26 protein-coding genes, 1 tRNA gene, 1 pseudogene and 1 riboswitch are annotated in these 26,453 nt (G+C 36.8%); of the genes and pseudogenes, 21 read left to right on the top strand and 7 right to left on the bottom strand.

All coding sequences use genetic code 11. From position 1 onward, the window contains the following. Window positions 1-7 precede the first annotated feature (7 nt). Complete coding sequence (locus tag HMPREF1481_RS04800) at window positions 8-169, top strand: hypothetical protein (RefSeq protein ID WP_006148428.1); 162 nt, start codon at window positions 8-10, stop codon at window positions 167-169. A gap of 49 nt (window positions 170-218) precedes the next feature. Here the strand turns inward: HMPREF1481_RS04800 and HMPREF1481_RS04795 are convergent, their stop codons facing one another. Beyond that, window positions 219-2,498 carry a Xaa-Pro dipeptidyl-peptidase gene (locus tag HMPREF1481_RS04795; protein WP_016465924.1) on the bottom strand — a complete coding sequence of 760 codons (2,280 nt, stop codon included), beginning with the start codon at window positions 2,496-2,498 and terminating at the stop codon, window positions 219-221. Between the two features lie 169 nt (window positions 2,499-2,667). Here HMPREF1481_RS04795 and mutY point away from each other — a divergent pair, with 169 nt between their 5' ends. The 4 genes from mutY to HMPREF1481_RS04775 all read left to right on the top strand — a co-directional run bounded on the left by mutY (window position 2,668) and on the right by HMPREF1481_RS04775 (window position 6,750). Further along, complete coding sequence (gene mutY / locus HMPREF1481_RS04790; RefSeq protein WP_016465923.1) at window positions 2,668-3,822, top strand: A/G-specific adenine glycosylase; 1,155 nt, start codon at window positions 2,668-2,670, stop codon at window positions 3,820-3,822. A 70-nt stretch (window positions 3,823-3,892) separates the two neighbouring features. After that, window positions 3,893-4,597, top strand: a complete 705-nt coding sequence (gene yycF / locus HMPREF1481_RS04785; RefSeq protein WP_016465922.1) for a response regulator YycF — start codon at window positions 3,893-3,895, stop codon at window positions 4,595-4,597. Further along, window positions 4,590-5,939 (top strand): cell wall metabolism sensor histidine kinase VicK, encoded by a 1,350-nt coding sequence (gene vicK, locus HMPREF1481_RS04780; RefSeq protein ID WP_016465921.1) that lies wholly within the window; start codon window positions 4,590-4,592, stop codon window positions 5,937-5,939. The genes yycF and vicK overlap by 8 nt, the downstream gene beginning before the upstream one ends. Window position 5,940: 1 nt before the next feature. Continuing rightward, window positions 5,941-6,750, top strand: coding sequence for an MBL fold metallo-hydrolase (locus tag HMPREF1481_RS04775; RefSeq protein ID WP_016465920.1), 810 nt, complete (start codon window positions 5,941-5,943; stop codon window positions 6,748-6,750). A gap of 38 nt (window positions 6,751-6,788) precedes the next feature. On the opposite strand, the gene HMPREF1481_RS04770 is transcribed toward HMPREF1481_RS04775, so the two are convergent. Both HMPREF1481_RS04770 and HMPREF1481_RS04765 read right to left on the bottom strand, forming a co-directional pair. Then, window positions 6,789-7,136: a thiol reductase thioredoxin gene (locus HMPREF1481_RS04770; RefSeq protein WP_016465919.1), complete on the bottom strand. Its 348-nt coding sequence runs from the start codon at window positions 7,134-7,136 to the stop codon at window positions 6,789-6,791. 108 nt (window positions 7,137-7,244) lie between these two features. Beyond that, window positions 7,245-8,963 carry a phospho-sugar mutase gene (locus tag HMPREF1481_RS04765; RefSeq protein ID WP_016465918.1) on the bottom strand — a complete coding sequence of 573 codons (1,719 nt, stop codon included), beginning with the start codon at window positions 8,961-8,963 and terminating at the stop codon, window positions 7,245-7,247. A gap of 243 nt (window positions 8,964-9,206) precedes the next feature. Between HMPREF1481_RS04765 and HMPREF1481_RS04760 the strand changes: the two genes are divergently transcribed. Then, the gene (locus HMPREF1481_RS04760; RefSeq protein ID WP_016465917.1) at window positions 9,207-10,520 is read left to right on the top strand and encodes a DUF4352 domain-containing protein; all 1,314 of its coding nucleotides are present in this window, start codon (window positions 9,207-9,209) and stop codon (window positions 10,518-10,520) included. Window positions 10,521-10,599: 79 nt separating this feature from the next. Further along, the gene (locus HMPREF1481_RS04755) at window positions 10,600-12,501 is read left to right on the top strand and encodes an ABC-F family ATP-binding cassette domain-containing protein (protein WP_016465916.1); all 1,902 of its coding nucleotides are present in this window, start codon (window positions 10,600-10,602) and stop codon (window positions 12,499-12,501) included. Between the two features lie 37 nt (window positions 12,502-12,538). Here the strand turns inward: HMPREF1481_RS04755 and HMPREF1481_RS04750 are convergent. From HMPREF1481_RS04750 to HMPREF1481_RS0101815, 3 genes are all read right to left on the bottom strand, one after another. Then, window positions 12,539-12,610: transfer RNA gene (locus HMPREF1481_RS04750), tRNA-Arg, on the bottom strand. A gap of 104 nt (window positions 12,611-12,714) precedes the next feature. Then, on the bottom strand, window positions 12,715-13,092 hold the full coding sequence (gene mscL / locus HMPREF1481_RS04745) for a large conductance mechanosensitive channel protein MscL (RefSeq protein ID WP_016465915.1): 378 nt from the start codon (window positions 13,090-13,092) through the stop codon (window positions 12,715-12,717). Window positions 13,093-13,173: 81 nt separating this feature from the next. Further along, complete coding sequence (locus HMPREF1481_RS0101815) at window positions 13,174-13,608, bottom strand: GtrA family protein (protein ID WP_025173267.1); 435 nt, start codon at window positions 13,606-13,608, stop codon at window positions 13,174-13,176. A gap of 28 nt (window positions 13,609-13,636) precedes the next feature. Beyond that, window positions 13,637-13,734, top strand: a riboswitch (PreQ1 riboswitch). Between HMPREF1481_RS0101815 and HMPREF1481_RS04740 the strand changes: the two genes are divergently transcribed. The 10 genes and pseudogenes from HMPREF1481_RS04740 to HMPREF1481_RS04695 all read left to right on the top strand — a co-directional run bounded on the left by HMPREF1481_RS04740 (window position 13,732) and on the right by HMPREF1481_RS04695 (window position 22,302). After that, a complete protein-coding gene (locus HMPREF1481_RS04740; protein ID WP_016465913.1) occupies window positions 13,732-14,241 on the top strand; it encodes a QueT transporter family protein in 510 nt (169 codons plus the stop codon). It overlaps the preceding riboswitch by 3 nt. 111 nt (window positions 14,242-14,352) lie before the next feature. Then, entirely contained in the window at window positions 14,353-14,772 is a 420-nt protein-coding gene (locus tag HMPREF1481_RS04735) for a hypothetical protein (RefSeq protein ID WP_016465912.1), read from the top strand. 88 nt (window positions 14,773-14,860) lie between these two features. Next, window positions 14,861-15,658 (top strand): formate/nitrite transporter family protein, encoded by a 798-nt coding sequence (locus HMPREF1481_RS04730; RefSeq protein WP_016465911.1) that lies wholly within the window; start codon window positions 14,861-14,863, stop codon window positions 15,656-15,658. A gap of 80 nt (window positions 15,659-15,738) precedes the next feature. Beyond that, the gene (locus HMPREF1481_RS04725) at window positions 15,739-17,013 is read left to right on the top strand and encodes a DUF2130 domain-containing protein (RefSeq protein WP_016465910.1); all 1,275 of its coding nucleotides are present in this window, start codon (window positions 15,739-15,741) and stop codon (window positions 17,011-17,013) included. Between the two features lie 9 nt (window positions 17,014-17,022). Next, window positions 17,023-17,451 (top strand): annotated as a pseudogene (locus HMPREF1481_RS10635) (GNAT family N-acetyltransferase). 46 nt (window positions 17,452-17,497) lie between these two features. Then, the gene (locus tag HMPREF1481_RS04715) at window positions 17,498-18,301 is read left to right on the top strand and encodes an alpha/beta fold hydrolase (RefSeq protein ID WP_016465908.1); all 804 of its coding nucleotides are present in this window, start codon (window positions 17,498-17,500) and stop codon (window positions 18,299-18,301) included. A gap of 3 nt (window positions 18,302-18,304) precedes the next feature. Next, window positions 18,305-19,183, top strand: coding sequence for a tRNA pseudouridine(55) synthase TruB (gene truB, locus HMPREF1481_RS04710; RefSeq protein ID WP_016465907.1), 879 nt, complete (start codon window positions 18,305-18,307; stop codon window positions 19,181-19,183). 194 nt (window positions 19,184-19,377) lie between these two features. Next, window positions 19,378-19,869: a DUF536 domain-containing protein gene (locus tag HMPREF1481_RS04705; RefSeq protein WP_004252719.1), complete on the top strand. Its 492-nt coding sequence runs from the start codon at window positions 19,378-19,380 to the stop codon at window positions 19,867-19,869. Window positions 19,870-19,938: 69 nt separating this feature from the next. Next, window positions 19,939-20,529 carry a 3'-5' exonuclease gene (locus tag HMPREF1481_RS04700; protein WP_016465906.1) on the top strand — a complete coding sequence of 197 codons (591 nt, stop codon included), beginning with the start codon at window positions 19,939-19,941 and terminating at the stop codon, window positions 20,527-20,529. Window positions 20,530-20,538: 9 nt separating this feature from the next. Then, window positions 20,539-22,302, top strand: coding sequence for a glycerophosphoryl diester phosphodiesterase membrane domain-containing protein (locus HMPREF1481_RS04695; RefSeq protein ID WP_016465905.1), 1,764 nt, complete (start codon window positions 20,539-20,541; stop codon window positions 22,300-22,302). A 40-nt stretch (window positions 22,303-22,342) separates the two neighbouring features. Here the strand turns inward: HMPREF1481_RS04695 and HMPREF1481_RS04690 are convergent, their stop codons facing one another. After that, window positions 22,343-22,642 carry a YbaB/EbfC family nucleoid-associated protein gene (locus tag HMPREF1481_RS04690; RefSeq protein WP_016465904.1) on the bottom strand — a complete coding sequence of 100 codons (300 nt, stop codon included), beginning with the start codon at window positions 22,640-22,642 and terminating at the stop codon, window positions 22,343-22,345. 314 nt (window positions 22,643-22,956) lie between these two features. Between HMPREF1481_RS04690 and HMPREF1481_RS04685 the strand changes: the two genes are divergently transcribed. Genes HMPREF1481_RS04685 through HMPREF1481_RS04670 form a run of 4 tightly spaced genes read left to right on the top strand, consistent with a single transcriptional unit; the run spans window position 22,957 to window position 26,441 of the window. Beyond that, window positions 22,957-23,664, top strand: a complete 708-nt coding sequence (locus HMPREF1481_RS04685; RefSeq protein WP_016465903.1) for an IspD/TarI family cytidylyltransferase — start codon at window positions 22,957-22,959, stop codon at window positions 23,662-23,664. A 4-nt stretch (window positions 23,665-23,668) separates the two neighbouring features. Further along, on the top strand, window positions 23,669-24,691 hold the full coding sequence (locus HMPREF1481_RS04680) for a ribitol-5-phosphate dehydrogenase (protein ID WP_016465902.1): 1,023 nt from the start codon (window positions 23,669-23,671) through the stop codon (window positions 24,689-24,691). A 12-nt stretch (window positions 24,692-24,703) separates the two neighbouring features. After that, complete coding sequence (locus HMPREF1481_RS04675) at window positions 24,704-25,573, top strand: phosphotransferase family protein (protein ID WP_016465901.1); 870 nt, start codon at window positions 24,704-24,706, stop codon at window positions 25,571-25,573. After that, window positions 25,563-26,441, top strand: coding sequence for a DMT family transporter (locus HMPREF1481_RS04670; protein ID WP_016465900.1), 879 nt, complete (start codon window positions 25,563-25,565; stop codon window positions 26,439-26,441). Before HMPREF1481_RS04675 ends, HMPREF1481_RS04670 begins: the two co-directional genes overlap by 11 nt. Window positions 26,442-26,453: the final 12 nt, after the last annotated feature.

Genomic DNA, 26,453 nt, shown 5'->3' with positions numbered 1-26,453 from the left:
GATAGCTATGGGTGATAAACCAATATCTTTCCGAGATGCTGATGGAAATTTTGTTTCTGCAGCAGACGTCTGGAATGAAAAGAAATTAGAAGAACTTTTTAATCGCCTCAATCCAAATCGTTCATTGAGACTTGCGAGAATGAAGAAACAAGCCGAAGAAAAAAAATAAGAATAAAAAAACCCGTGATATTCGTATCACGGGTTTTCTGGTTTACTAACTATTTTTGATAAGGAAGTTCTAGACTTGATTGTGAAAGGTCCACAGTTAATTGATAGTCTGTATTGTCACGTATAGTGATCTCAAAGTCAGTAGTATAAAGAACGAGTCGAATTGTATCGCCTTTTCTTAGTTTGTAAATTGTTGGTTGGAGTTCAAATTGGAATTCCATCCATTCATCTGGCTTAACTTCTTTAATTTTCAATAAATCATGACGATTTTGGAGATTGAGGTAGCCTTTGGTAATAACACGCTGTGCATTTGGGCTAAATGGTAGTTCACAAAGATTTTCCAGCATGTGGTAACGGCCATTATCGATTGTACGGACTGATAAGATTCCTGGATACGGTTGTAGGTATTTCTTTTGACCAAGTTCAAGAAGTTGAGCAGAAAGTAAGCCTTTATTGGTACTTGATTTAAGATGGAGGTTTAGTTTGACACGACCATTAAGATGAAGGTCTTCCGTCACTGGAATGTCAATGGTTACCTGATTGACTTTCCCTTGATAGAGTTCATTGTTAAAGGTTTGGTAGGTTTTTCCAAAACGTTCAAAGTCAGAATCTTGGTAATGATTTTCAATGATAGCTTCTTCAGTACCCAAAGAGAAAGTTTTATGTTCAGCTTGATTTCCAAAGTCATTTAGTTTATGCCAGGTTTGTGGACTAGTATTGTCTTGCCAAACGACTCTTGGAAGTTGGTAGTCAGTTTCTTGCCCCAATAATTTATGTGTCAAAAGGGCATTCATAGATTCACGGAAATCAATAGACTGCCAGTTGTTCATATAAACATGAGCCCCGTTATGATAAAAGAGGTGCTTATTAATATGACTTGGAAGAGCATTAAACATTTGATAGACGTGAAGTGGTTTGACATTCCAGTCTTGCGAACCGTGGGTAAAAACAACTTCAGCCTTAACTTTTTCAGCATTAAGGAGGTAATTTCTGTCATGCCAAAATTGGTTATAATCTCCAGTTTTACGGTCTAGATTATTCTTCAGTTCTTCTATGGATTTTTTATGAGCCTCGTTTCCACGAATATAGTCACCAGCTAAGAGATTACGAGAATAAGTTAATTCATCTAATGAATCGAAGTCCTCCCCTGGATAGCCACCTGGGCTTGTCACAAGACCATTTTCACGGTAATAGTTGTACCATGATGAGATACCTGCTTCAGCAATAATGACTTCTAAACCATCAACTCCTGTAGTAGCCAGACCATTAGACATTGTTCCTAGGTAAGAAAGTCCAGTAGTTGCTACTTTACCATTTGACCAGTCAGCATTTACTTGACGTTCACGACTATGGTCTGTGAAGGCACGGCATCGACCATTGAGCCAATCAATGACATTTTTATAAGCTTCGACTTGTCGGTAGTCACCATTGGTCATTTGACCTTGAGAATCCTTGGTACCAAGACCAGATACATAGATATTTGCAAATCCTCTTGGGAGGAAGTAGTCGTTAAGTGTGTAGCTACTATTGATATGAGTGAGTTTTTCTTCAGCATCAGAAACGAGTGTTGCGTCCCCAACTGGTTCAACCAAGTCTAGGGTTGGCTTATCTAGCGTAATTTCATGTGGTTCCTTGACTTCTAGTTCGGCTTCCATTTTATAGAGAGCCTTATCGCTTGCCTTATCATTGGTTCCTTGATGGTATGGGCTTGCTGTCATGACAGCAGGAATCTTTCCATGGTATGTTGGTCGGATTATGCTCACCTTAATGAGATCAGGCAGACCATCCTTATCAGAATCAACACGAGTTTCTACATAAACTACTTCACGAATGACATTGTTAGTATTGAAGGTTGCCAAACTCTTACCATTGAAGTAATGATAGTCATTGTCCTCAGGAATGAGACCATCACTAACTAGCTGATCAATCAAGGTATTTCCCTTTTTAGTGCGCGTATTAAGAAGTTGGTAGAGGTTATCAATCAAATTACCGTAAACAATTGGGAATGCTGTTTCTTTATGAAAAGCAAGACTATCTTCAAAGTCTACTAAGTAACTGAATCCAAGTAACTGGAATGCTACAGTATAGAAAATCTCTGCAGTTAATTCACGTTCTGAATTGAAGAAGGTTAACAGGTCAGTCTCCTTATCAACTGCTAAAGCGGAAAGTGGATAGTCGGTATTTTTGTAATTGAAGAAACACTTTCTGACGAAAGATTCAAACTGCTCTTTGGCTGATGCTGATAGGTCAAGATTGAAGCCAAGGTCAGATAATTCCTTTAGAGCTTGTTGATTTGTAACGGGATAATAACTAAATTGATTAAAACGCATTAATATCTCCTTTAAAGATTCATTCAAAAGTCATTATATCAAAAAAAGATAGAAAATAACAGAAATAGTAGAGTATGTCTGATAGTCAGGCATGATAAGAGAGTCGATACTAAAACAAGGACAATTTTCATTTTTTGAGTATCTTATAAGGATATGCTATACTAGATATATGTTAGATTTGGAGAAATATGGCGTGTCCATGTGGGAAGAAGATAAAATTCGCTCTTTCCGAAATAAATTATTAGCCTGGTATGATGAGAATAAGCGAGATTTACCTTGGAGAAGAAGTAAGAATCCTTACCATATCTGGGTGTCTGAAATTATGTTACAACAGACCAGAGTTGATACAGTTATTCCCTATTATGAACGGTTTCTAGAATGGTTTCCTACTGTCGAGAGTTTAGCAAATGCACCTGAAGAACGTTTATTAAAGGCATGGGAAGGTCTTGGATATTATTCGCGTGTTCGCAATATGCAAACTGCGGCTCAGCAGATTATGAATGAATTTAATGGAGAATTTCCTTCAACTTACGAAGGTATTTCAAGATTGAAAGGGATAGGTCCCTATACAGCCGGAGCTATTTCAAGTATTGCCTTTAATCTAGCACAGCCTGCAGTTGATGGGAATGTCATGCGTGTTTTGGCTCGTTTATTTGAAGTCAATCACGACATTGGCAATCCAAGTAATCGCAAGATATTTCAAGCCATGATGGAAATTTTGATTGATCCAGAACGTCCAGGTGATTTCAATCAAGCCTTGATGGATTTGGGTTCAGATATTGAGGCCCCCGTTAATCCGAGACCAGAAGATAGTCCAGTTAAAGATTTTAGTGCTGCCTATCAAAATGGAACAATGGGACGCTATCCCATTAAAGCGCCAAAGAAAAAGCCAGTTCCTGTCTATCTTAATGCTTTAGTTGTTCAAAATGATAAAGGACAGTTTTTACTAGAAAAGAATGAAAGCGAAAAGTTACTAGCTGGATTTTGGCATTTTCCCTTGATTGAGGTAGATGAATTTTCTAAAAATGAAGAACTAAATCTCTTTAATCAGGTAGCTGAATCATCTATTCAACTTGGGCCATCACCGCAAGAAAGTTTTGAGCAGGATTATGATTTAGAAGTTGAGTGGCAGGATAGTCATTTCGAAGAAGTGAAACATATCTTTAGCCATCGAAAGTGGCATGTACGAATCCTATCTGGGCAAGTAGTTGATAGCAAAGAATATTGTGATAAAGAGGTAGTTTGGTTAACCCCTGAAGAGTTTGACCTCTATCCACTAGCAAAACCTCAACAAAAAATTTGGCAAGCATATTTAAAAAGATAGGATAATACCAGTCTTTCGTGTCTTCTTTGCATTTTTTTGGTATAATTGATATAAGGAAAAAGGTGACTATATGAAAAAAATATTGATTGTAGATGATGAAAAACCAATCTCAGATATTATTAAGTTTAATATGACCAAGGAAGGTTATGAGGTTGTTACAGCCTTTAATGGACGCGAAGCCATCGAATTGTTTGAAGCTGAGAAACCAGATATTATTATTTTGGATCTGATGCTTCCAGAGATTGATGGTCTTGAAGTGGCTAAAACGATTCGCAAAACAAGTAGTGTTCCAATTATCATGCTTTCGGCAAAAGATAGTGAGTTTGACAAGGTTATTGGTCTTGAACTTGGTGCGGATGATTATGTGACCAAGCCATTTTCAAACCGTGAGCTACAAGCGCGTGTGAAGGCTCTTCTTCGTCGTACGGAGTTAGTAACAGTAGATAACCAAGAGGAAGATACTAAATTGCAAAGTCTTCAAATTAGGGATTTAGAGATTCTTCCAGATGCTTATGTAGCCAAAAAATATGGAGAAGAATTGGACTTAACTCACAGAGAGTTTGAGCTATTGCATCACTTAGCTTCTCATCTTGGTCAAGTTATTACCCGTGAACATCTCCTTGAGACTGTTTGGGGTTATGATTATTTTGGTGATGTTCGTACTGTCGATGTTACCATTAGACGTCTACGTGAGAAGATTGAAGACACACCAAGTAGACCTGAATATATCTTAACTCGTCGTGGTGTGGGTTATTATATGAGAAATAATGATTGATATAATTAAACAAACAATTTTAACCAGAGATTTCGTCTTTGTACTCATATTAATTGGTTTTATTATGCTTGTTAGCTTTCTCTTGCTTGAAGGCCGAAGAGATAATATTCGACTTAAACAGTTGAATCAAAAGATTAAAGATTTAATTGCGGGTGATTATTCTCAGGTATTAGATATGCAGGGGAATACTGAAATCACTAACATTACGAATAACTTAAATGATTTGTCTGAAGTTATTCGTCTAACTCAGGAAAACCTTGAGCAGGAAAGTAAAAGATTGCATAGTATCCTGTCATATATGACAGACGGAGTTCTTGCAACCAATCGTCGTGGTCAAATCACTATGATTAACGATATGGCTAAAAGACAACTTGGGGTTGAAAGTGATGACGCGCTCAATCAGAACATTTTAGAGTTGCTCAAGATTGAAGATGAGTACGAGCTTAGAGACTTAATTACGCAAAGTCCTGAAATGATGATTTATTCCCAAAATGTAAATGGGGAGTATATTAGTTTGCGTGTGCGTTTTGCCTTGATTCGTAGAGAGTCTGGCTTTATCTCTGGTTTAGTAGCGGTTCTACATGATACGACTGAACAAGAGAAGGAAGAACGTGAGAGAAGACTATTCGTTTCAAACGTTAGTCATGAATTGCGAACTCCATTGACCAGTGTAAAATCTTACTTAGAGGCCTTGGATGAGGGTGCATTATATGAACCTGTTGCTCCTGATTTTATCAAAGTATCTCTAAATGAGACCAACCGTATGATGCGAATGGTAACGGACCTCTTGCATCTTTCGCGTATTGATAATGCAACTAGCCATTTAGATGTTGAATTGATTAACTTTACAGCTTTCATTACGTTTATCCTAAACCGTTTCGATAAGATGCGATCTCAGGATCAAGAAAAGAAATACGAGTTGGTTCGAGATTATCCGATTACATCGGTCTGGATTGAAATTGATACAGACAAGATGACTCAGGTAATCGATAATATTCTTAACAATGCCATCAAGTATTCGCCTGATGGTGGGAAAATTACGGTTAGTATGAAAACCACTGATGACCAGATGATTTTATCTATTTCGGATCAAGGACTTGGGATTCCTAAAGAAGATTTACCAAAGATTTTTGACCGTTTTTATCGTGTTGACAAAGCAAGAAGTCGTGCGCAAGGTGGTACTGGTCTAGGACTTGCTATTGCTAAAGAAATCGTCAAACAACATAATGGTTTTATCTGGGCTAAGAGTGAATACGGTAAGGGTTCAACCTTTACCATTGTACTTCCTTATGATAGAGATGCTGTGAAGGAAGAAGTATGGGAGGATGAAGTAGAAGACTAGAATGAGTGAAACAGGCTTTAAATATAGTATTTTAGCATCGGGTTCTAGTGGTAATTCCTTCTATCTAGAAACCCCTAAGAAAAAGATTTTAGTAGACGCAGGATTATCTGGCAAAAAAATCACAAGCTTATTGGCTGAGATTAACCGTAAGCCAGAAGATTTGGATGCTATCTTAATTACGCATGAACACACGGATCACATACATGGTGTTGGAGTTTTAGCGCGTAAGTATGGCATGGATCTTTACGCCAATGAGAAAACTTGGCAAGCTATGGAAAATAGTAAGTACTTAGGTAAAGTTGATTCTTCTCAAAAGCATATTTTTGAAATGGGAAAGACTAAAACCTTTGGCGATATCGACATCGAGAGTTTTGGTGTTAGTCATGATGCGGCAGCTCCCCAGTTCTATCGTTTTATGAAGGACGATAAAAGTTTCGTCATGCTGACAGATACAGGCTATGTCAGTGACCGTATGGCTGGTATTGTTGAAAATGCAGATGGTTACCTTATCGAGTCAAATCATGATGTAGAAATTTTGCGATCTGGATCTTATGCTTGGCGACTCAAACAACGGATTCTTTCTGACCTCGGTCACCTTTCGAATGAAGATGGTGCAGATGCCATGATACGTACACTTGGTAATCGTACCAAAAAAATCTACCTGGGCCATTTATCTAAGGAAAATAATATCAAGGAGCTTGCCCACATGACCATGGTCAATCAGCTAGCTCAAGCGGATCTCGGTGTAGGAGTAGATTTTCAAGTTTACGATACGTCTCCTGATACCGCAACACCATTGACAGATATATAAAAAAAAAGAAGGCATTTGCCTTCTTTTTTTTATGTTTTTTACAAACCAGCAAATTCTTTGATTTCTTGTGCAGACATAGAAGAATCACAACGAACCTTGATTTCTCCATTAGCAACATGTACGAATCCAGGTACTGTAGGGATTTCATAACGTGAGCGGAAGTTTTGTAATGCATCGAGCTGACTTGGTTCTTCGCTGTTGATGAAGTAGATGTGTGCTTTTGTTTCGGCAACGACACCAGCTAAAGTTTCGGCAAATTTACGGCAGTAAGGACAAGTTTTACGGCCGATAAAGAAAGTTGCAGTTTCTTTTTTATCAAGGGCTTCTTGAGCACGTGCTACAGTTGTAACTTCGAGATCTTTAATATCTTCTAAGAATTGTTCCATGAGTTTACCTCGCTTTCATTGATAAATCTAGTATGCCATAAAGTTTTTAAAAATGCTTAGATTTGATACGAAAAAAGATGAGATGGTCTATCTCATCTTTTTAAGTTGTTATTTTACAAAAGCGTTGATTTCAGCTTCAATGTTTGCAATTTTAGTTTGTGAATCTTCATTGCTTTCACCAACCACTGCAATATAGAATTTAATTTTTGGTTCAGTACCTGAAGGACGAACAGCAATCCAAGAACCATCCGCAAGTGTGTATTTCAAGACATCACTTGGAGGAGTTGTCAAGGCTGTTACAGTGCCATCTGCAGCAGTAGATGTTTGAGCTTTAAAGTCTTCAACAACAGTAATTGCTGTATTATTGAATTCTTTTGGACCATTGTCACGGAATTTAGCCATGATTGCCTTGATCTGCTCAGCACCATCAACACCTGAAAGGGTAACAGAAATAGTCTTTTCAGCATAGTAGCCGTACTCTTTGTAGATTTCTTCAATACCATCTGCAAGTGTCAAACCACGAGAGCGGTAGTAGGCAGCAAGTTCAGCAACGACAAGAACAGCTTGAATCGCGTCTTTATCACGTACGAATGGTTTGATTAAGTAACCGAAGCTTTCTTCAAATCCCATCATGTAAGTGTGATTGTGTTTTTCTTCGAATTCTTGAATCTTTTCAGCGATAAATTTGAAACCAGTCAAAACGTTAAACATAGTTGCGCCGTAGCTTTCAGCAATCTTAGTAACCAAGTCAGTTGAAACGATTGATTTGCAAAGGGCTGCATTTTCTGGAAGGGTTCCAGCGTTCTTGTGAGCTTCCAAGATATACTTAGCCATGATAGCACCGATTTGGTTACCTGAAAGGTTGAGGTAGCTACCGTCTTTTTGAAGGACTTCAACACCAACACGGTCAGCGTCAGGGTCAGTCGCAACAAGAACATCAGCTCCAACTTGACGACCAAGCTCTTCAGCAAGGGCAAATGCTGCTTGATTTTCAGGGTTTGGAGATTTAACAGTAGAGAAATTTGGATCTGGAGTTGCTTGAGCTTCAACAACCTGAACAGAGTCAAATCCTGCTTGAGCAAGAGCGCGACGAGCCAACATTTCACCAGTACCGTGAAGAGGAGTATAGACAATCTTCATATCTTTACCAAACTCTTCAATCAAGGATGGGTTGATGTTTACATCTTTAACTTCTTTAAGGTACTCTGCATCAACTGCTTCACCAATGACCTCAATCAAACCAGAAGCTTTTTCAGCTTCAACATCAGCAACCTCAATAGTAAATGGGTTTTCGATAGCACGGATGTAAGTTGTCAAAGCATCTGCATCGTGTGGAGGCATTTGACCACCATCTTCACCATAAACCTTGTATCCATTAAATGGAGCTGGGTTGTGGCTAGCAGTGATCATGATACCTGCGAAGCAGTTGAGGTGACGAACAGTAAATGAAAGTTCTGGAGTAGGACGGAGACTTTCAAAGACATATGATTTAATACCGTGTTTTGCAAGAACAGCTGCAGATTCAAAGGCAAATTCTGGAGAGAAGTGACGGCTATCGTATGCGATGGCTACCCCACGTTCTTTTTCATTTCCACCTTTAGATTCAATCAAACGAGCCAAACCTTCAGTCGCTTGACGGACTACATAGATGTTAATGCGGTTTGTACCTGCACCAATCAATCCGCGCATACCAGCTGTACCGAATTCAAGATTAGTATAGAAGGCGTCTTCCTTTGTTTTCTCATCCATATTTTCTAAATCTTGACGGAGGTAGTCAGGAAGTTCTGCAAAATCTACCCATTTTTGGTAATTTTCTTGATAAGTCATTGAAGTTCTCCTTTTTTTGTTATTATTATTAACCGTTTACATTATAGCATTTTTTAAAGTTTTAGTAAAACGTTAGCATGAACAATTTATATGAATTCATGATATCATTTTTTGTAAAAATAGGTAGTTTTTTATCATTTTTTTAAAAATATATAATATTTTTAAAGCGATTTCCCGTTTCTAGTTTGAAATTTTTAGATGGTATGGTACAATATAGTAAATAATAAAAGGAGATTTTCTATTATGAAAAAAGTTCTTAAGCATTCTGCTTTGCTTTTAACTGCTTTAGCATTAGTAGCTTGTGGAAATAGTAAAAAAGCAAGTGACAATGGTACTGCATCTAATTCAAACTTTGAAGTTTCTGTTAAAGACGGTATGTATGTTCTTCCAAAAGATGAAGATTCAAACTCACACTACCTTGCTCTTCAAGTAGAAATCAAAAACAATCGTGATAAACAGTTTAGTTTTACTAGCCATGATATCACGCTTTATAACGAAAAAGACGAAAAAGTTGAACCGATTCAAATCTATGAGTCAGACAGTAAAACAAAATTTATGTCTTATGGAGACAGCCTCTCTAAAGGTAAGAGTGTAGCTGGTTACGTTGTATATGAAGTTGATAAAGACGCTAAGTATGAACTTCACTTTGCACCAAGCTTTTACGATGATGTAAAAGAAAACTCAAAAGATAAAAACGATGTAGCGATTAAGGTTGATCCTAGCCAATACGAAGACAATATTGATGAAGCCAAAGAAGCTTTGAAAAAATATGTAGATGCTGTTTACCTTGATGGAGAAAACACTGGTGGAGCTTCTAATGTAAGTTTTACTAATGACAAATCTCAAATCGTTGCACTTGAAGACAAAAAATCTGATAAGAAATCAGATGATAAGAAATCAGATGATAAGAAATCAGATGATAAGAAATCAGATGACAAGAAGTCAGATGACAAGAAATCAGATGACAAGAAATCAGATGACAAGAAGTCAGATGACAAGAAGTCAGATGACAAGAAGTCAGATGACAAGAAATCTTCTAATGATTCAGATGTTATCACAAATGATGTGAAAGCTGACAGAGAAGAATTCATCAAAAAATTCATCGAATCATTTGGTAAAGGTTTCTACAACTACAAACCTTCTGATTCTGAACTTCGTACATTTGCAGAAGCATACATCAAAGCGAATGCTAAACGTGCAAAAGTAGATTATAAAGTTAAAACATACCTTCCAGACTACGCTGTTGTCTATGTCCGTCCTGAAACAATTGATTTGGATAACTTGAATGTTTACGAATTGAGCCGTAAGTTCTACAACGAGAACAAAGGGAAATACAGCAGCTATTCAGAAGCTATGAAAGCTGGTGAGAAATACATTTTAGAAAATGCACCAAGTCAATTTGATTCAACACCGCTTGATACTAGCGATAATATGCAAAAAGAAGGTTACGAAATCAAAATGACCAAGAAAGACGGAAAATGGACAATCGACACATCTTCTAAGAACTATAACTTAAAAGATATGGCGCGTACATTCCGTGGTGGTATCGGTTATTAACATTTAAAAGTTCGAGTGTTAAACTCGAACTTTTTTTATTTGAATTGTTAAAAATAGAAAAAGATAGTAAAATAGTTACATGATTATATTACAAGCAAATAAAATCGAACGCTCTTTTGCAGGAGAAGTTCTATTTGAAAATATTAACTTACAAGTCGATGAAAGAGACCGTATTGCCCTGGTTGGGAGAAATGGTGCAGGAAAGTCTACACTTTTAAAAATCTTGGTAGGAGAAGAAGAACCAAGCTCTGGAGAGATTAATAAGAAAAAAGATATTTCTCTGTCTTATCTAGCACAAGATAGTCGTTTTGAGTCAGAAAATACTATCTATGATGAGATGTTGCACGTCTTTGATGGCTTGCGCATGACTGAAAAACAGCTTCGTCAAATGGAGCTAGAGATGGTTGAAAAGTCAGGTGCGGATTTAGAAAAACTAATGGCTGACTACGATCGTTTTTCAGAAAACTTCCGTCAGGCCGGAGGTTTCACCTACGAAGCGGATATTCGGGCTATTTTAAACGGATTTAAATTCGATGAATCGATGTGGCAGATGAAGATTGCCGAGCTCTCTGGTGGTCAAAATACTCGTCTCGCACTGGCAAAAATGCTCCTTGAAAAACCCAATCTCTTGGTTTTGGATGAACCAACAAACCACTTAGATATTGAAACGATTGCCTGGCTTGAAAATTACCTCGTAAACTATAATGGTGCCCTTATTATCGTCAGTCACGACCGCTATTTCCTCGATAAGGTAGCAACTATAACGCTTGATTTAACCAAACATTCTTTAGATCGATATGTAGGAAATTACTCTAGTTTTGTTGAGCAAAAAGAACAGAAGTTACTGACTGAAGCTAAGAACTATGAAAAGCAGCAGAAGGAAATTGCTGCTCTAGAAGATTTCGTAAATCGCAATCTTGTTCGAGCTTCGACAACAAAACGTGCGCAATCGCGACGCAAACAACTAGAAAAAATGGAACGTTTGGACAAGCCTGAAGCTGGAACTAAATCAGCTAATATGACCTTCCACTCTGATAAAACATCTGGTAATATTGTTTTAACTGTTGAAAATGCTGCGATTGGCTATAATGGAGAAATATTATCAGAGCCTATCAACCTCGACCTTCGTAAGATGAATGCCGTTGCAGTAGTAGGTCCAAATGGTATTGGAAAGACGACCTTTATCAAGTCTATTGTTGATCAGATTCCTTTAATTAAGGGCGAGAAGCGTTTCGGTGCAAATGTTGAAGTTGGTTACTATGACCAAACTCAAAGTAAGTTAACACCAAGCAATACAGTTTTAGATGAACTTTGGAATGATTTTAGATTGACGCCAGAAGTAGAAATCCGTAATCGTTTGGGTGCTTTTCTTTTCTCTGGAGACGACGTTAAGAAATCAGTTGGCATGCTTTCAGGTGGAGAAAAAGCTCGCTTGCTCTTAGCTAAACTTTCTATGGAAAACAATAACTTTCTGATACTCGATGAGCCGACAAACCATTTGGATATCGATAGCAAGGAAGTCTTGGAAAATGCCCTGATTGACTTTGATGGTACTCTTCTATTTGTCAGCCATGACCGTTACTTTATTAATCGTGTAGCGACTCATGTGCTAGAATTGTCAGAGAATGGATCAGCCCTCTATCTGGGTGATTATGACTATTATGTTGAAAAGAAAGCAGAGCTAGTAGCTAGTCAAGCGGAAGAATCGGCAGCTGTTAACCAAGAAAAAGAAGTTTCTCCAGTTAATGATTACCAAGCTCAGAAAGAGAGTCAAAAAGAACTGCGTAAGTTGATGCGCCAGATTGAAAGTTTGGAAATGGAAATTGAAGAACTGGAAAATAAAGCCCAAGATATTTCTGACCAAATGCACACTACAAATGATGCAGATGAACTGATGCAATTACAAGCAGAACTGGATAAAATTAGCAATCGTCAAGAAGAAGCTATGCTTGAGTGGGAAGAGTTATCAGAACAGGTATAAAAAAACAGCGATTGACGCTGTTTTTTTATTCTAGCTATCCACCCTGAGGGAATCGAACCCCCATTTCAAGAACCGGAATCTTACGTGATATCCATTACACTAAGGGTGGAAACTCTCATCATTATATCAAAAATAGGAGTTTTACTCAAGACCAATATAATACTAAAGAAAAGTAAAAAAAGGATTTAGACAAATCTAAATCCTTTTACATTCTTAGTTTTTTTCAAGAAGTGCTTTGATTTCTTGAAGAACTTCCAATTCAGTTGGACCAGCTGGAGCTGCTTCAACTTCTTCTTTCTTACGAAGGTTTTGAGCTTTCTCAATTCCTTTAATTACAAAGAAAAGAACAGTACCAACTACTACGAAGTTGATGATAGCGCTCAAGAAGTTACCATAAGCAACACCGTTCCATGAAAGTTCAGCAATGCGGTCAACTTTCGCAGCTTTCAAAGCTGGGTTCAATAGTAGTGGAGTGATGATATCGTTAACGAATGAAGTTACGATAGCACCAAAAGCAGTAGCGATGATCACACCGACAGCAAGGTCTACGACGTTACCGCGGAGCAAGAAATCCTTAAGATCCTTTAACATAATCTTTTTCCTTTCAAAATTTTATCAAATTTTTACAGGAAACATTATATCGTGAATTTGTGGGGAAAGCAAGAAAAGTGCTCAATGATTTTTAAAAACAAAAAGCTTGCTAAATAAGTAGTTTAGAACGACTATTGTAACCTGTGCAAAAATGATTTCTATGGTGTTAACCATGTTGATGTCATCACCAACAAATTGATCGATAATATGAGGAAATTTAGTAACAAAGATAAAGGTTAATGCCATATCAAGTAGGAAGGTAAAAGCTCTAGCTCCTGAGAATTTAATGAGACGCCCAAACCAATTTTCACGTTTTTGTTTAAAAACAATGGTGTCGTTGGTAAAAAAGGCAAATAAAATACCTGTTATATTTCCTAAAGCAGTTGCTAGCAACTCTTGTCTGGTTATAAAAAATATAATCATGCGGGTTCCTACGGAAACAATCGTAGTTGCAACTCCAAAAAATAAATAGGATAGAATTTCGTTATCGAAGAATTTTTTTATGTATCTTTTCATAAGATTAGTATAGCATAAAGCCTATATTTGTGCTATACTAATAAAGTTGACTTGATCAACCCTTGGTGCTTAGCTTCTTTCACCAAGCATATTATACGCGGGATAGCCGCTAAAGGAGAAAATATGAAAAAACTAACTGTTCGTGATTTGGCAGATATTGCCATTGTCGCAGCTATTTATGTGGTTTTGACAATCACACCACCACTTAATGCCATCAGCTACGGCGCTTATCAGTTCCGTATTTCTGAAATGATGAACTTTCTAGCTTTTTACAATCCTAAGTACATTATCGGTGTTACTCTTGGATGTATGATTGCTAATTTCTTTAGTTTTGGACTTATTGATGTTGCAGTCGGTGGAGGATCAACTCTTGTCTTCCTAAGTCTAGGAGTTCTGTTGTTTAGTAAATACAGTAAAGATTATCTGTTTAATGGATTGATTCGTAAAGATCATTTCTTCTTTTCAATTCTATTTTCAATTTCAATGGTAACAATCGCTGCTGAATTGCACATCGTAGCAGAAGCACCATTCTTCTTTACATGGTTCACTACTGGTATCGGAGAATTCGCTTCACTCATTGTAGGAGCTATTATCATTGGTAAAATTGGGCAACGTATCGATTTGACGAGATAAGTATCCAATATTTAAATCTGATGAATGGACTGAACTTTGTTCAGTCTTTTTTTATGAATTAATATCCTATAAAAGTGGTATAATGAAGAAAAATGAAGAGAGTCGGTTTTTATGTTTGATTATTTTTGGATTGGATTTAAATTATTGTCGAAAAGTCCTGTTATTACATCGGCAATTTACTTTCTAGCCTTCATTCTTTTACTGATACTTTGGCGTCGGTATAGTATAGCCAAAAGGAGTGGCGGAAATTTTTTATCACCATTTCAAATTGCACAGGGGAATTTTTATATCCATAATGCTTTTGTCTTTAGAAATCGCATTATACCTCTAAATGATATTAAAATGATTGAGGTCCATTTTATTCCAAGTGTTAAATTGAATGGAGCCAGATATCTTTTGTGTATCCAACAAAAGAGTGGAAAAGCTCTGGCCTATTTCTTTGGCCAATCAAAAGAGAATGATAAGCTTGTCAGAAATCTAAAAAATGAAACAAAAAAATACAATATCAAAATACGCATTTTAGAATCATAGGTTTTAATTTTTTTAAAATTTCAGAAAGCCTTTCCATAAAGTCGATTTTATGTTATAATATTCACAAATAAAAGTTTTAGGAGTTTATATGGTTTCATCAGAATTTATCTCAAAAATTGAATTTGCTTGTAAAAAGAAAGAAAGTCTTTATTCAAATAGCAAATTCAAGTATGCTATCCGTTCAATGTTTGCAGGTGCATTCCTTACCTTCAGTACAGCAGCTGGAGCTGTTGGTGCTGACTTGATCAATAAAATCGCTCCTGGTAGTGGACGCTTCCTTTTCCCATTTGTTTTCGCTTGGGGATTGGCCTACATTGTCTTCTTGAATGCTGAGTTGGTAACATCAAACATGATGTTCCTTACAGCTGGTAGCTTTTTGAAAAAAATAAGCTGGAGAAAAACAGCTGAAATTCTTTTATATTGTACTTTCTTTAACTTAATTGGTGCGCTTATCGCTGGTTGGGGATTCGCACACTCAGCAGCTTACGCAAACTTAACACATGATAGCTTTATTTCTGGCGTTGTAGAAATGAAGTTAGCGCGTTCAAATGAATTGGTGTTACTTGAAGGTATTTTAGCGAATATCTTTGTAAACATCGCCATTCTTTCGTTTGTTTTGGTTAAAGATGGTGGAGCTAAACTTTGGTTGGTTCTTTCAGCCATTTACATGTTTGTATTCTTAACAAACGAACACATCGCCGCAAACTTTGCATCATTTGCTATTGTGAAGTTCAGTGTTGCTGCTGATTCTATCGCAAACTTTGGTATTGGAAATATCCTTCGTCACTGGGGTGTGACCTTTATCGGTAACTTTATTGGTGGTGGTCTACTAATTGGATTACCTTACGCTTTCTTAAACAAAAACGAAGATACATATGTAGATTAAAAGTTGGATTGATTCCAACTTTTTCTTTTTGTTTTTCCATGCTATAATGAAAGTAGTAATGTTAAATTTAGAGGAAAATCATGAACGAAATTAAATGTCCAAATTGTGGCGAAGTTTTTACTGTTAATGAAAGTCAATATGCAGAACTAATTTCTCAAGTTCGCACTGTAGAGTTTGACAAGGAGTTACATGCCCGAATCAAGCAAGAATTGACATTGGTGGAACAAAAGGCCTTGAATGAACAACAGGCAAAACTTGCTCAAAAGGATCAAGAAATTGCCCAGCTACAAAGTCAAATTCAAAACTTCGATACTGAAAAAGAATTGGCCAAAAAAGAGGTAGAGCAAAGCGCTAGCCAAAGTCTGTTAGAAAAAGAAAAAGAGGTCCAAGCTCTTGAGAATCAATTGGCCACCTTGCGCTTGGAGCATGAGAATCAACTACAAAAAACTCTTTCTGACCTGGAAAAAGAACGCGATCAGGTCAAAAATCAGCTCCTTTTGCAAGAAAAAGAAAACGAGCTTTCTCTTGCTTCGGTGAAACAAAACTATGAAGCACAGCTCAAGGCAGCTAGTGAGCAAGTTGAATTTTACAAGAATTTCAAGGCACAACAATCTACAAAGGCAATTGGTGAAAGTCTAGAACAGTATGCAGAGAGCGAGTTTAACAAGGTTCGTAGTTTTGCCTTTCCAAATGCTTATTTTGAAAAAGACAATAAGATTTCTGCGCGTGGTTCTAAAGGAGACTTCATCTTCCGTGATTTTGATGAAAATGGGCTGGAATTCATTTCCATCATGTTTGAGATGAAAAATGAAGCAGACGGGACTGAGAAGAAGCACAAGAATGCCGATTTCTACAAGGAGTTGGACAAGGACCGCCGTGAGAAGAACTGTGAGTATGCTGTATTAGTATCGATGTTAGAAGCCGATAATGACTACTTTAACACAGGGATTGTGGATGTCAGTCATGAGTATGAAAAAATGTATGTTGTCCGTCCTCAGTTTTTTATCCAGTTGATTGGTCTCTTGCGCAATGCGGCTCTTAACTCTCTAAAATATAAGCAGGAGTTGGCGCTTATACGTGAGCAAAACATTGATATCACTCATTTTGAGGAAGATTTGGAAGCTTTCAAGGTAGCCTTTGCCAAAAACTACAATTCAGCTTCTGTTAACTTCGGTAAAGCCATTGATGAAATTGACAAAGCCATCAAGCGGATGGAAGAAGTCAAGAAATTCCTGACAACATCCGAAAACCAACTCCGCCTCGCTAACAACAAGTTGGATGATGTTTCCGTTAAAAAATTGACAAGAAAAAATCCGACTATGAAAGCTAAGTTTGATGCCTTGAAGGAAGACTAGGAGGCTCTTATGCAGATACGAAAAGCAAACATAAAAGATGCTGAAGTCCTACTGTCTTTATACGAAGACTTGGGCTATCCAACGACCGCTTCTAAGCTGTCTCGACGTTTAGAAATGATTCTTTCTCAACCACATTATGGCTGTCTTCTAGCTGAAAGAAACGGAGAAATTTTAGGTTTCTTAGGGTATGCAAAGCTCTACTTTTTTGAAACAGATGGATCTTACTATCGTATTTTAGCTTTGTCAGTTGCAAAATAAACAAGAAGACAAGGAATTGCTAGTAGGCTAATTGATGAATTGAAAAAACAAGCGATAAAAGAAGGAGTTAAGGCACTGGCTCTAAATAGTGGATTAACCGCTGAACGAAATGCTGCACATCAGTTTTATCAGGCAGTTGGATTTGAAAAAGTGACTGCCGGCTTTGCCTTGCATTTATAAATTCAACATAAATAAATCATGAAAAAATAGTAGAGGGAACGAAGTAATGTCTTCAACAAAAGGGAAAACCTTACATTTTAACGAAAAGAGCATGGACTATGTGACATTTGGAAAAGGAAAGGATCCTCTAGTAATTATACCAGGCTTGGGGGATGGGCTTCAGACCGTGAAAGGTATGGCTATACCTCTTTCAATCATATACCGTATACTTGCCAAACGTTACAAAATTTATGTTTTTTCTCGAATCAATGAGTTGAGGCAGGGTTATACCACACGGGATATGGCAGCAGATGTTGCAGAAGCAATGGAGACACTAAACTTAGATACCGCCTATATCATAGGAATTTCACAAGGTGGAATGATTGCCCAATGGTTGGCAGTTGATTTTCCTGAAAAGGTTCAAAAGCTAGTTTTAGCTGTCACAACTGCTAAACTAAGTAATCTAGGTAGGGAGAGAATTAGTTGCTGGCTGAACCTGATTCAAACAGGTACTTATAAAGATCTGATGATTGATATTGCTCGTCACTCTTACACGACTAAATCCTTTGGAAGATTTAAATACCTTTATCGAATAATGGGAATCTTTGGTCGCATTAAAGATAAACAACGTATTGATATTCAGGCTGTATCTTGTTTGAAACATGATAGTCTAGATTTTTTGGAAAAAATTAACTGCCCTACGTTAATCGTTGGAGCAGAAAAAGATGATGTTCTTGGCGTAGAAGCTTCGCTTAGAATGCATCAGCATATCAAAAGTAACCAGCTCACTATTTTGCCAGAGTGTGGGCATGCACTATATGAACAGAATAAGGATTTCCAAAAGAGAGTTTTAGTATTTTTAGAAAGTTAATGAATGAACGGTATTATCAACTTAAAGAAAGAAGCAGGGATGACCTCACATGATGCGGTTTTTAAACTGCGTAAGATTTTAGGGACTAAGAAAATCGGACACGGTGGGACCTTGGATCCGGATGTTGTGGGTGTTTTACCCATTGCTGTAGGGAAGGCGACTCGCATGGTTGAGTTCATGCAGGATGAGGGAAAGGTCTACGAAGGTGAAATCACACTTGGATACTCTACGACTACTGAGGATGCTAGTGGTGAAATAGTTGCAGAAACTCCTGTGTTAGCTCCATTGGATGAACATCTTGTCGATGAAGTCATTGCGAGTTTAACTGGTCCTATCACTCAAATCCCACCAATGTACTCGGCCGTTAAGGTCAATGGTCGCAAACTCTATGAGTATGCGCGTGCTGGTCAGGAAGTGGAGCGTCCAGAACGGCAGGTAATCATTTATAGTTTTGAAAGAACGAGTCTGATTTCTTATGATGGTCATCTTGCACGATTTACTTTTCGTGTAAAATGCAGTAAGGGTACTTATATCCGTACCTTGTCAGTCGACTTGGGAGAGAAACTTGGTTATGCTGCGCATATGTCTCAGTTAACACGGACCAGTGCTGCTGGTTTGCAATTGGAGGACGCATTGACTCTAGAAGAAATTACTGCAAAAGTAGAGTCTGGTGAATTGGACTTTCTCCATCCTTTAGAGATTGGGACCGGTGACCTTGTCAAAGTTTTTCTTACACCTGAACAGGCAGAAGAGGTTCGTTTTGGACGTTTTATCGAATTAGAGCAAACAGAAAAACAATTAGCTGCTTTTGAAGGCGAGAAGCTATTAGCTATTTTAGAAAAGCGTGAAAATCTTTATAAACCTAGAAAGGTTTTCTCTTAAAAATTTACCAAACCGTTGATTTTTATCTACAATTTAGAAGATGAGTTTTTCTCATATATTTCAAAAAATGGCCGTGAAAATATTTTAGAATTTTATGTCCTAAAAAACCATTGAAAATACAGTGTTATTTGACAGTTTGGCTTACTTATGATAAGATTTAATTTAAGAAAAGTTAGAGAAAAATAGAGGATATTATGAGTATTGAAATGACTGTCAGTGAGATTGCTGAGGTCTTGGGGCTATCCCGACAAGCAATCAATAATCGTGTCAAAGAATTACCTGAAGAAGATATTACAAAAAACGACAAAGGTGTCACCGTTGTTACCCGTAGTGGATTGATCAAACTTGAAGAAATCTACAAAAAGACTATCTTTGAAGATGAACCAGTTAGTGATGAAGTTAAGCAACGAGAGCTTATGGAGATTCTTGTTGATGAGAAGAATGCCGAAATCATCCGTCTTTATGAGCAATTAAAAGCTAAAGATAAACAACTGGCTGAAAAAGATGAACAGATGCGAGTCAAAGACCGCCAAATCGCTGAAAAAGATAAGCAATTGGATCAACAACAACAGTTAACCCTTCAAGCTATGAAGGATCAAGAAACACTTCAGTTGGAGTTGGATCAAGCTAAGCAAGAAGTACAAGCATCGAAGAAAGGCTTCTTTGCTCGCTTATTTGGAAAATAAGAAAAAACTGCTTGGTTTCTATAAATAGACCAGGTGGTTTCTTTTTACAAACTAATTAGGTACGATAAGATGGAAACACTAAGAGATTATATCTCATTTGATTTAGAATTTAACAAACACCAGGATAAGACTCATTTGATTCAAGTATCGGCGGTACATTTTAAAGACGGTGAAGAAGTAGGAGCGTTTGACTCTTATGTCTACACTGATGTTCCTTTGAAAAGTTTTATTAATGGTTTGACTGGTATTACTTCAGAGACTCTCAAAGATGCTCCAAAGGTAGAAGAAGTTCTCCAAAAGTTTCAAGATTTCGTTGGTAACTTGCCCCTTGTTGGATACAATGCTGCAAAGAGTGATTTACCGATTTTACTAGAACATGGGTTTGACTATCGTGATCAATATAAAGTCGATCTTTATGATGAGGCTTTTGAACGTCGTAGTTCTGATCTACACGGAATCGCTAATCTAAAATTGCAAACTGTGGCTAGCTTTCTAGGATTTAAAGGGCAATCTCATAATAGTTTAGAAGATGCTCGCATGACTGCGCAAATTTATGAAGCTTTTCTGGATTCGGATGAGAGTCGGCTTTTACTCAATACTCAGAGCAACCTCAATTCTAATCCTTTTGGTGGTTTAGATTTATCACAACTTTTTGATTAGGAGGTTTTTATGAAACCTGAAAAACCGAAAAAATTGGGTTTTAAAAAGATTTACCTTAATCTAGATAAAATCCTATTTCTATTCTTTCTAATCTTTATGCTGGTTGACTATATTTGGTTGCCATTAAACTCAGTCATAGCTGGATTTTTACTAAGTCAGACTGGATATTTGTTTATTTCTTATAACAATATTTTTTCAATCATAAAAAATGCTCCTATAGTCAGTCTTGGTTTTGTGGTTTTGATAGCCATTAATCTACTGGTAGCCTATTTTCAACTCAGTATTCTCTTTATTGGAGCACGTCATCTCCTTTATCATGAAAAAAGAACTCTCATAGAATATAGTCGAAAAGTATTCCGTGAAAGCCTTGCTTTTATGAAGAAGTTGACTATTTCTAAAGCATTATTTATCTTTCTTTTTGTGGCAATGCTATTTCCTTTTATCAGAAAGATATTTAAGATTTATTATTTCAATAAAATAGTGATTCCGGAGTTTATCCAAACTTACATGGAAGATAAATATTGGATGTGGTGGGTAGCTATTATTAGCTTATCACTTTTATTCTTCTATGTTTCGGTTCGGTTGATGTTCGCATTACCAAAAGTCTTTTACGAAAAGATGTCAGTTAAGGACTCCGTTCTTTATAGTCTTGAAAAAACCAAGAATAACTTTTGGTTTTATGCCTGGCATTTATTCTTAATTATTGTAAAGACAAACCTATTCTTTTACCTACCTCTCATCCCTATATTATCAATTCAGTTTATAGTGGATAGCATAACACAGAAAGAATCCCTAGTTCTTGCTATTATTAACTTTGTTCTCATCAAGAATTTTCACTATATGGCATTAACCTATTTCCTTGTTAAATTCTCTTCTTTTCTAACAGGAGAAGAACTTGACATTATGCCAAGACGGGAGAAGGACCATATCATGAGATGGGGTGTGATGGTCTGTGCAAGTACTTTCTTTGCAATTGAAGGATATAATTATCTAGAAGCTCCTGTAGTCAATCCGCCACTTGTAATTTCACATCGGGGCGTATCAAATGGCAATGGTGTACAAAATACAATCCAATCCTTGGAAAAAACTGCTCAATTAAAACCAGATTTAATCGAGATGGATATCCAGGAAACCAAGGATGGCCAATTTGTCATGATGCACGATGCCAATCTTAGAGGTTTAGCAGGGATCAATAAAACGCCACAGGATTTAACCTTAGAAGAGTTACAAGAGATTGATATACACGAGAATGGTTATGAGACAAAGATTTCGAGTTTTGATGATTACTTGAATCGTGCAAATGAATTGCATCAAAAACTACTCATTGAAATTAAGACCAGTCACAAAGATAGCCCGCAAATGATGGATCATTTTCTCGAAAAGTATGCTGCAAAAATTAAGGTTTATGGTCATCAAATGCAATCCTTGGATTATCACGTTGTTGAGAAAGTAACCCAGTATGATAAGGATATTCCAATCTATTTTATCCTTCCTTATAATTCTGTCTTCCCGAGAACAAATGCAACGGGGTATACTATGGAGTACTCTACATTGGACGAATACTTTGTAACCAAACTTTGGAATACTGAACAAAAACTCTATGTATGGACAATCAATAGTTCTGAGTCATTTGATAAGTCTTTCCGCTTAGGTGTCAACGGCATGATAACGGATAACTTGGAAATGATTAAAGATGAACTAGAAACAGCTCAGGAAGATCCTGAGTATACAGACTTGCTTTTAAAAAAGGCAACTGAATTCTTTACATTCTAATCAAAAAAGAGGCTGTTAACCAGCCTCTTTTTGTACGATATTAAAAAGGTAATTTACCTGCGAATGCACCAAGTTTCTTTTTGGTAGTTTCGTCAATTTGCTCGAGAGCAGCATTGAGTGCTTGGACAGTCATATCAGATAGTGTCTCAATATCTTCTGGATCTACGACTGCTGGATCAAAATCAATCTTAATGACTTTTTTATCACCGGTTAATGTTGCAGTTACCAGATTTTGAGCAGAAGTTCCAACAAATTCAGTAGCAGCAAGCTCAGCTTGGCTTTGCTCCATTTGTTTTTGAAGTTTTTGAGCTTGGCGCATCATGTTTTGCATATTCATCATGGCGGTAGTTAGCTTCCTTTTCTTTTATTTTCCATTTTATTTTATCAATTTTAAAACGAAAAGTCTATTTTTAATTTTAGTGCTCTTTTTCTATCTAAATTCATTTTAAGGTTTCTTTAAGTTTTTTATACTATTCTGAAGAACTCTATATTAATCGAGAGCTTGAAATAACAGATTAGAACTCAATTTTACCAAAAACGTAATTTTGATAGTAGTTTCTAGCTTGAGGGACCTAGTATTTATTTTAAGATAGTGCTAGATTATGATATAATAGAAAAGAATGAGTTTTTAGAACAAACCAAAGGAGAATCAATATGATTTATGCTGGAATTTTAGCAGGTGGAACCGGCACGCGCATGGGTATCAGTAATTTACCTAAACAATTTCTTGAGTTGGGAGACCGCCCAATTCTAATCCATACAATTGAAAAATTTGTCCTAGAACCAAGTATTGAAAAAATTGTTGTTGGAGTTCATGGTGACTGGGTGACACATGCAGAAGATTTAGTCGAAAAGTTCCTTCCACTCCACAAGGACCGTATCATCATTACAAAAGGTGGAGCAGACCGCAATTCTAGTATTGAAAAGATTATTGAAGCTATCGATGCTTACCGTCCACTAACAGAAGATGATATCGTAGTGACGCATGATTCGGTTCGTCCCTTTATCACACTTCGCATGATTCAAGACAATATCGCTCTTGCTCAAAAACATGATGCGGTTGATACTGTGGTTGAAGCAGTGGATACTATCGTTGAAAGTACAAATGGTCAGTTCATTACAGATATTCCAAATCGTGCTCATCTATACCAAGGACAAACTCCACAAACCTTCCGTTGTAAAGATTTTATCGACTTGTATGGTTCTCTTTCAGCAGATGAAAAAGAAATTTTAACAGATGCATGTAAAATCTTTGTCATTAAGGGGAAAGATGTAGCCTTGGCTAAAGGGGAATACTCAAACCTTAAAATTACAACAGTTACAGACTTGAAGATTGCTAAAAGCATGATTGAGAAAGACTAGAGACATGATTAATCAAATTTATCAACTGACAAAACCAAAGTTTATTAATATTAAATATCAGGAAGAAGAAATTGATCAAGAGAATCATATCCTCATCCGACCAAACTATATGGCTGTTTGTCATGCGGATCAGCGCTATTATCAAGGTAAACGAGATCCAAAAATTTTAGCAAAAAAACTACCAATGGCTATGATTCATGAGTCTTGTGGTACAGTCATTTCTGACCCAACAGGTACCTATAAAGTTGGTCAGAAGGTTGTCATGATTCCAAATCAACCACCTATGCAAAGTGATGAGGAATTCTACGAAAACTACATGACTGGAACGTATTTCCTATCAAGTGGCTATGATGGATTCATGCGTGAATTTGTTTCTCTTCCAAAGAATCGTGTAGTAGCTTATGAGGACATCGAAGATACGGTAGCTGCTATCACTGAATTTGTCAGTGTAGGTATGCATGCCATGAATCGTTTTTTGACAGTTTCTCATAGCAGAAGACAGAGAATAGCTGTCATTGGTGATGGAAGCTTAGCCTTTGTTATGGCGAATATTATCAATTATACCTTGCCTGAAGCTGAAATTATCGTCATTGGTCGTCACTGGGAAAAGTTGGAACTCTTCTCATTCGCTAAAGAGCTTTACATTACTGATAGTATCCCAGAAGATCTTAGTTTTGACCATGGTTTTGAATGCTGTGGTGGAGATGGATGTGGACCTGCTATAAATGACTTGATCCGTTACATCAAACCTCAGGGAACGCTATTAATGATGGGTGTTAGTGAGTATAAGGTAAATATAAATACCCGTGATGCCCTCGAAAAAGGTTTGTTACTAGTGGGTTCATCTCGTTCTGGGCGAATTGACTTTGAAAAAGCCGTTCAAATGATGGAAGTCAAGAAGTTTGCCAATCGTTTGAAAAATATTATTTATCTAGAAGAGCCAGTCAGAGAAATCAAAGATATTCACCGAGTTTTTGCAACTGACTTAAATACCGCTTTTAAGACAGTCTTTAAGTGGGAAGTCTAATGGAGGATGATTGTGGAAAAAATCATTAAGGAAAAGCTTACTTCTTTACTATCAACTGATGAAGATATTCTGAGCGTTGAACAATTAGGTGGGATGACCAATCAAAACTACTTGGTCAAAACATCTTCGAATCAATATATTGTTAAGTTTTTCGGAAAAGGTACAGATAAATTAATCGACCGTCAGAATGAAAAGTTCAATCTTGAATTGTTGAAAGATTTGAAATTAGATGTAGAAAATTATCTTTTTGATATTGAAGCAGGCATCAAGGTTAATCAATACATTGAAAACGCTGAAACGCTTAACTCATCTACTATTAAAACCAAATTTGAAAAGATTGCACCAATACTACAAACCATTCACGCTTCAGGTAAAGAATTAAAAGGAGAGTTTGCTCCTTTTGAGGAAATTAAAAAATATGAATCTTTGATTCAAGGGGAAATTTCCTATCCGAACTATGAAGTTGTCAGAAATTCAGTATTCTCACTAAAAGATCAACTTGAAGAAATTGGAATTGATAGAAAATCATGTCATATTGATTTGGTTCCAGAAAACTTTATTGAAGGACCAGATGGACATCTTTATCTCATTGATTGGGAATATTCATCTATAAATGATCCTATGTGGGATTTGGCAGCCCTCTTCCTAGAATCTGAATTTACAAGTGCAGAGGAAGAAGACTTCCTAAGTCATTATGAGAGTGATAAGACTCCCGTTTCAAGGGAGAAAATTCGTATTTACAAAATCTTGCAAGACATCATTTGGAGTCTTTGGACTATTTACAAGGAAGAAAATGGTGCAGATTTCGGAGATTATGGAATCTCTCGTTACAATAGAGCTGTGAAGGAATTGGATTCTATGGGAGGTTCCAATGAAGACTAAAAATGGAGTTTCTTTTGGGCTACTATCGGGTGTGTTCTGGGGATTAGGACTAACTATAAGCGCCTATATATTTTCTATCTTTACAGATCTTTCACCTTTTGTAGTAGCAGCAGCACACGACTTCCTAAGTATTTTTATCTTACTAGGTTTCCTTCTAGTTAAGGAAGGTAAAGTTCGTTTTTCAATCTTCTTGAACATTCGAAATGTGAGTGTTATTATCGGAGCACTTTTAGCAGGACCAATTGGTATGCAGGCCAATCTCTATGCGGTTAAATACATCGGGAGTTCCTTAGCATCATCGGTCTCAGCTATTTATCCTGCTGTTTCAGTCTTGCTTGCCTTCTTCTTTTTGAAGCACAAGATTTCCAAAAATACAATTTTCGGTATCTTTCTAATCATTGCTGGGATTATTGCTCAGACCTATAAGGCAGAACAAGTGAATTCTTTCTATATCGGAATTTTATGTGCCTTGATTTGTGCCCTAGCTTGGGGAAGTGAAAGTGTTCTAAGTTCTTTTGCTATGGAAAGTGATCTCAGTGAAATTGAAGCTCTTTTGATTCGACAAGTTACATCCTTCTTGTCTTATCTAGTCATTGTACTCTTTACACATCATTCATTTGCAGAAGTGGCAAATGGCCAATTGTTTGGTCTATTGATTGTCTTTGCAGCCTTTGATATGATTTCTTATCTTGCTTATTATATGGCTATTAATCGATTGCAACCGGCAAAAGCAACGGGGCTAAATGTCAGTTATGTAGTCTGGACTGTCTTCTTTGCAGCAATGTTCTTAGGTACACCTCTGACTGTCTTAACAATTATTACTTCATTTGTTGTAATGGCTGGTGTTTATATTATTATTAAAGAATAAAGGAGAAAACGC

It is taken from the genome of Streptococcus sp. HPH0090 (assembly GCF_000411475.1).
Taxonomy (GTDB): domain Bacteria; phylum Bacillota; class Bacilli; order Lactobacillales; family Streptococcaceae; genus Streptococcus.
The sequence above is the reverse complement of the archived record's forward strand: the minus strand, read 5'-3'. Positions and strand labels throughout refer to the sequence as shown.

Bases quoted from the DNA above. Each gene is read 5' to 3' on its own strand.
- HMPREF1481_RS04800 (WP_006148428.1), top strand. From the start codon at position 8: ATGGGTGATAAACCAATATCTTTCCGAGATGCTGATGGAAATTTTGTT.
- HMPREF1481_RS04795 (WP_016465924.1), bottom strand. From the start codon at position 2,498: ATGCGTTTTAATCAATTTAGTTATTATCCCGTTACAAATCAACAAGCT.
- mutY (WP_016465923.1), top strand. From the start codon at position 2,668: ATGTTAGATTTGGAGAAATATGGCGTGTCCATGTGGGAAGAAGATAAA.
- yycF (WP_016465922.1), top strand. From the start codon at position 3,893: ATGAAAAAAATATTGATTGTAGATGATGAAAAACCAATCTCAGATATT.
- vicK (WP_016465921.1), top strand. From the start codon at position 4,590: ATGATTGATATAATTAAACAAACAATTTTAACCAGAGATTTCGTCTTT.
- HMPREF1481_RS04775 (WP_016465920.1), top strand. From the start codon at position 5,941: ATGAGTGAAACAGGCTTTAAATATAGTATTTTAGCATCGGGTTCTAGT.
- HMPREF1481_RS04770 (WP_016465919.1), bottom strand. From the start codon at position 7,136: ATGGAACAATTCTTAGAAGATATTAAAGATCTCGAAGTTACAACTGTA.
- HMPREF1481_RS04765 (WP_016465918.1), bottom strand. From the start codon at position 8,963: ATGACTTATCAAGAAAATTACCAAAAATGGGTAGATTTTGCAGAACTT.
- HMPREF1481_RS04760 (WP_016465917.1), top strand. From the start codon at position 9,207: ATGAAAAAAGTTCTTAAGCATTCTGCTTTGCTTTTAACTGCTTTAGCA.
- HMPREF1481_RS04755 (WP_016465916.1), top strand. From the start codon at position 10,600: ATGATTATATTACAAGCAAATAAAATCGAACGCTCTTTTGCAGGAGAA.
- mscL (WP_016465915.1), bottom strand. From the start codon at position 13,092: ATGTTAAAGGATCTTAAGGATTTCTTGCTCCGCGGTAACGTCGTAGAC.
- HMPREF1481_RS0101815 (WP_025173267.1), bottom strand. From the start codon at position 13,608: ATGAAAAGATACATAAAAAAATTCTTCGATAACGAAATTCTATCCTAT.
- HMPREF1481_RS04740 (WP_016465913.1), top strand. From the start codon at position 13,732: ATGAAAAAACTAACTGTTCGTGATTTGGCAGATATTGCCATTGTCGCA.
- HMPREF1481_RS04735 (WP_016465912.1), top strand. From the start codon at position 14,353: ATGTTTGATTATTTTTGGATTGGATTTAAATTATTGTCGAAAAGTCCT.
- HMPREF1481_RS04730 (WP_016465911.1), top strand. From the start codon at position 14,861: ATGGTTTCATCAGAATTTATCTCAAAAATTGAATTTGCTTGTAAAAAG.
- HMPREF1481_RS04725 (WP_016465910.1), top strand. From the start codon at position 15,739: ATGAACGAAATTAAATGTCCAAATTGTGGCGAAGTTTTTACTGTTAAT.
- HMPREF1481_RS04715 (WP_016465908.1), top strand. From the start codon at position 17,498: ATGTCTTCAACAAAAGGGAAAACCTTACATTTTAACGAAAAGAGCATG.
- truB (WP_016465907.1), top strand. From the start codon at position 18,305: ATGAACGGTATTATCAACTTAAAGAAAGAAGCAGGGATGACCTCACAT.
- HMPREF1481_RS04705 (WP_004252719.1), top strand. From the start codon at position 19,378: ATGAGTATTGAAATGACTGTCAGTGAGATTGCTGAGGTCTTGGGGCTA.
- HMPREF1481_RS04700 (WP_016465906.1), top strand. From the start codon at position 19,939: ATGGAAACACTAAGAGATTATATCTCATTTGATTTAGAATTTAACAAA.
- HMPREF1481_RS04695 (WP_016465905.1), top strand. From the start codon at position 20,539: ATGAAACCTGAAAAACCGAAAAAATTGGGTTTTAAAAAGATTTACCTT.
- HMPREF1481_RS04690 (WP_016465904.1), bottom strand. From the start codon at position 22,642: ATGATGAATATGCAAAACATGATGCGCCAAGCTCAAAAACTTCAAAAA.
- HMPREF1481_RS04685 (WP_016465903.1), top strand. From the start codon at position 22,957: ATGATTTATGCTGGAATTTTAGCAGGTGGAACCGGCACGCGCATGGGT.
- HMPREF1481_RS04680 (WP_016465902.1), top strand. From the start codon at position 23,669: ATGATTAATCAAATTTATCAACTGACAAAACCAAAGTTTATTAATATT.
- HMPREF1481_RS04670 (WP_016465900.1), top strand. From the start codon at position 25,563: ATGAAGACTAAAAATGGAGTTTCTTTTGGGCTACTATCGGGTGTGTTC.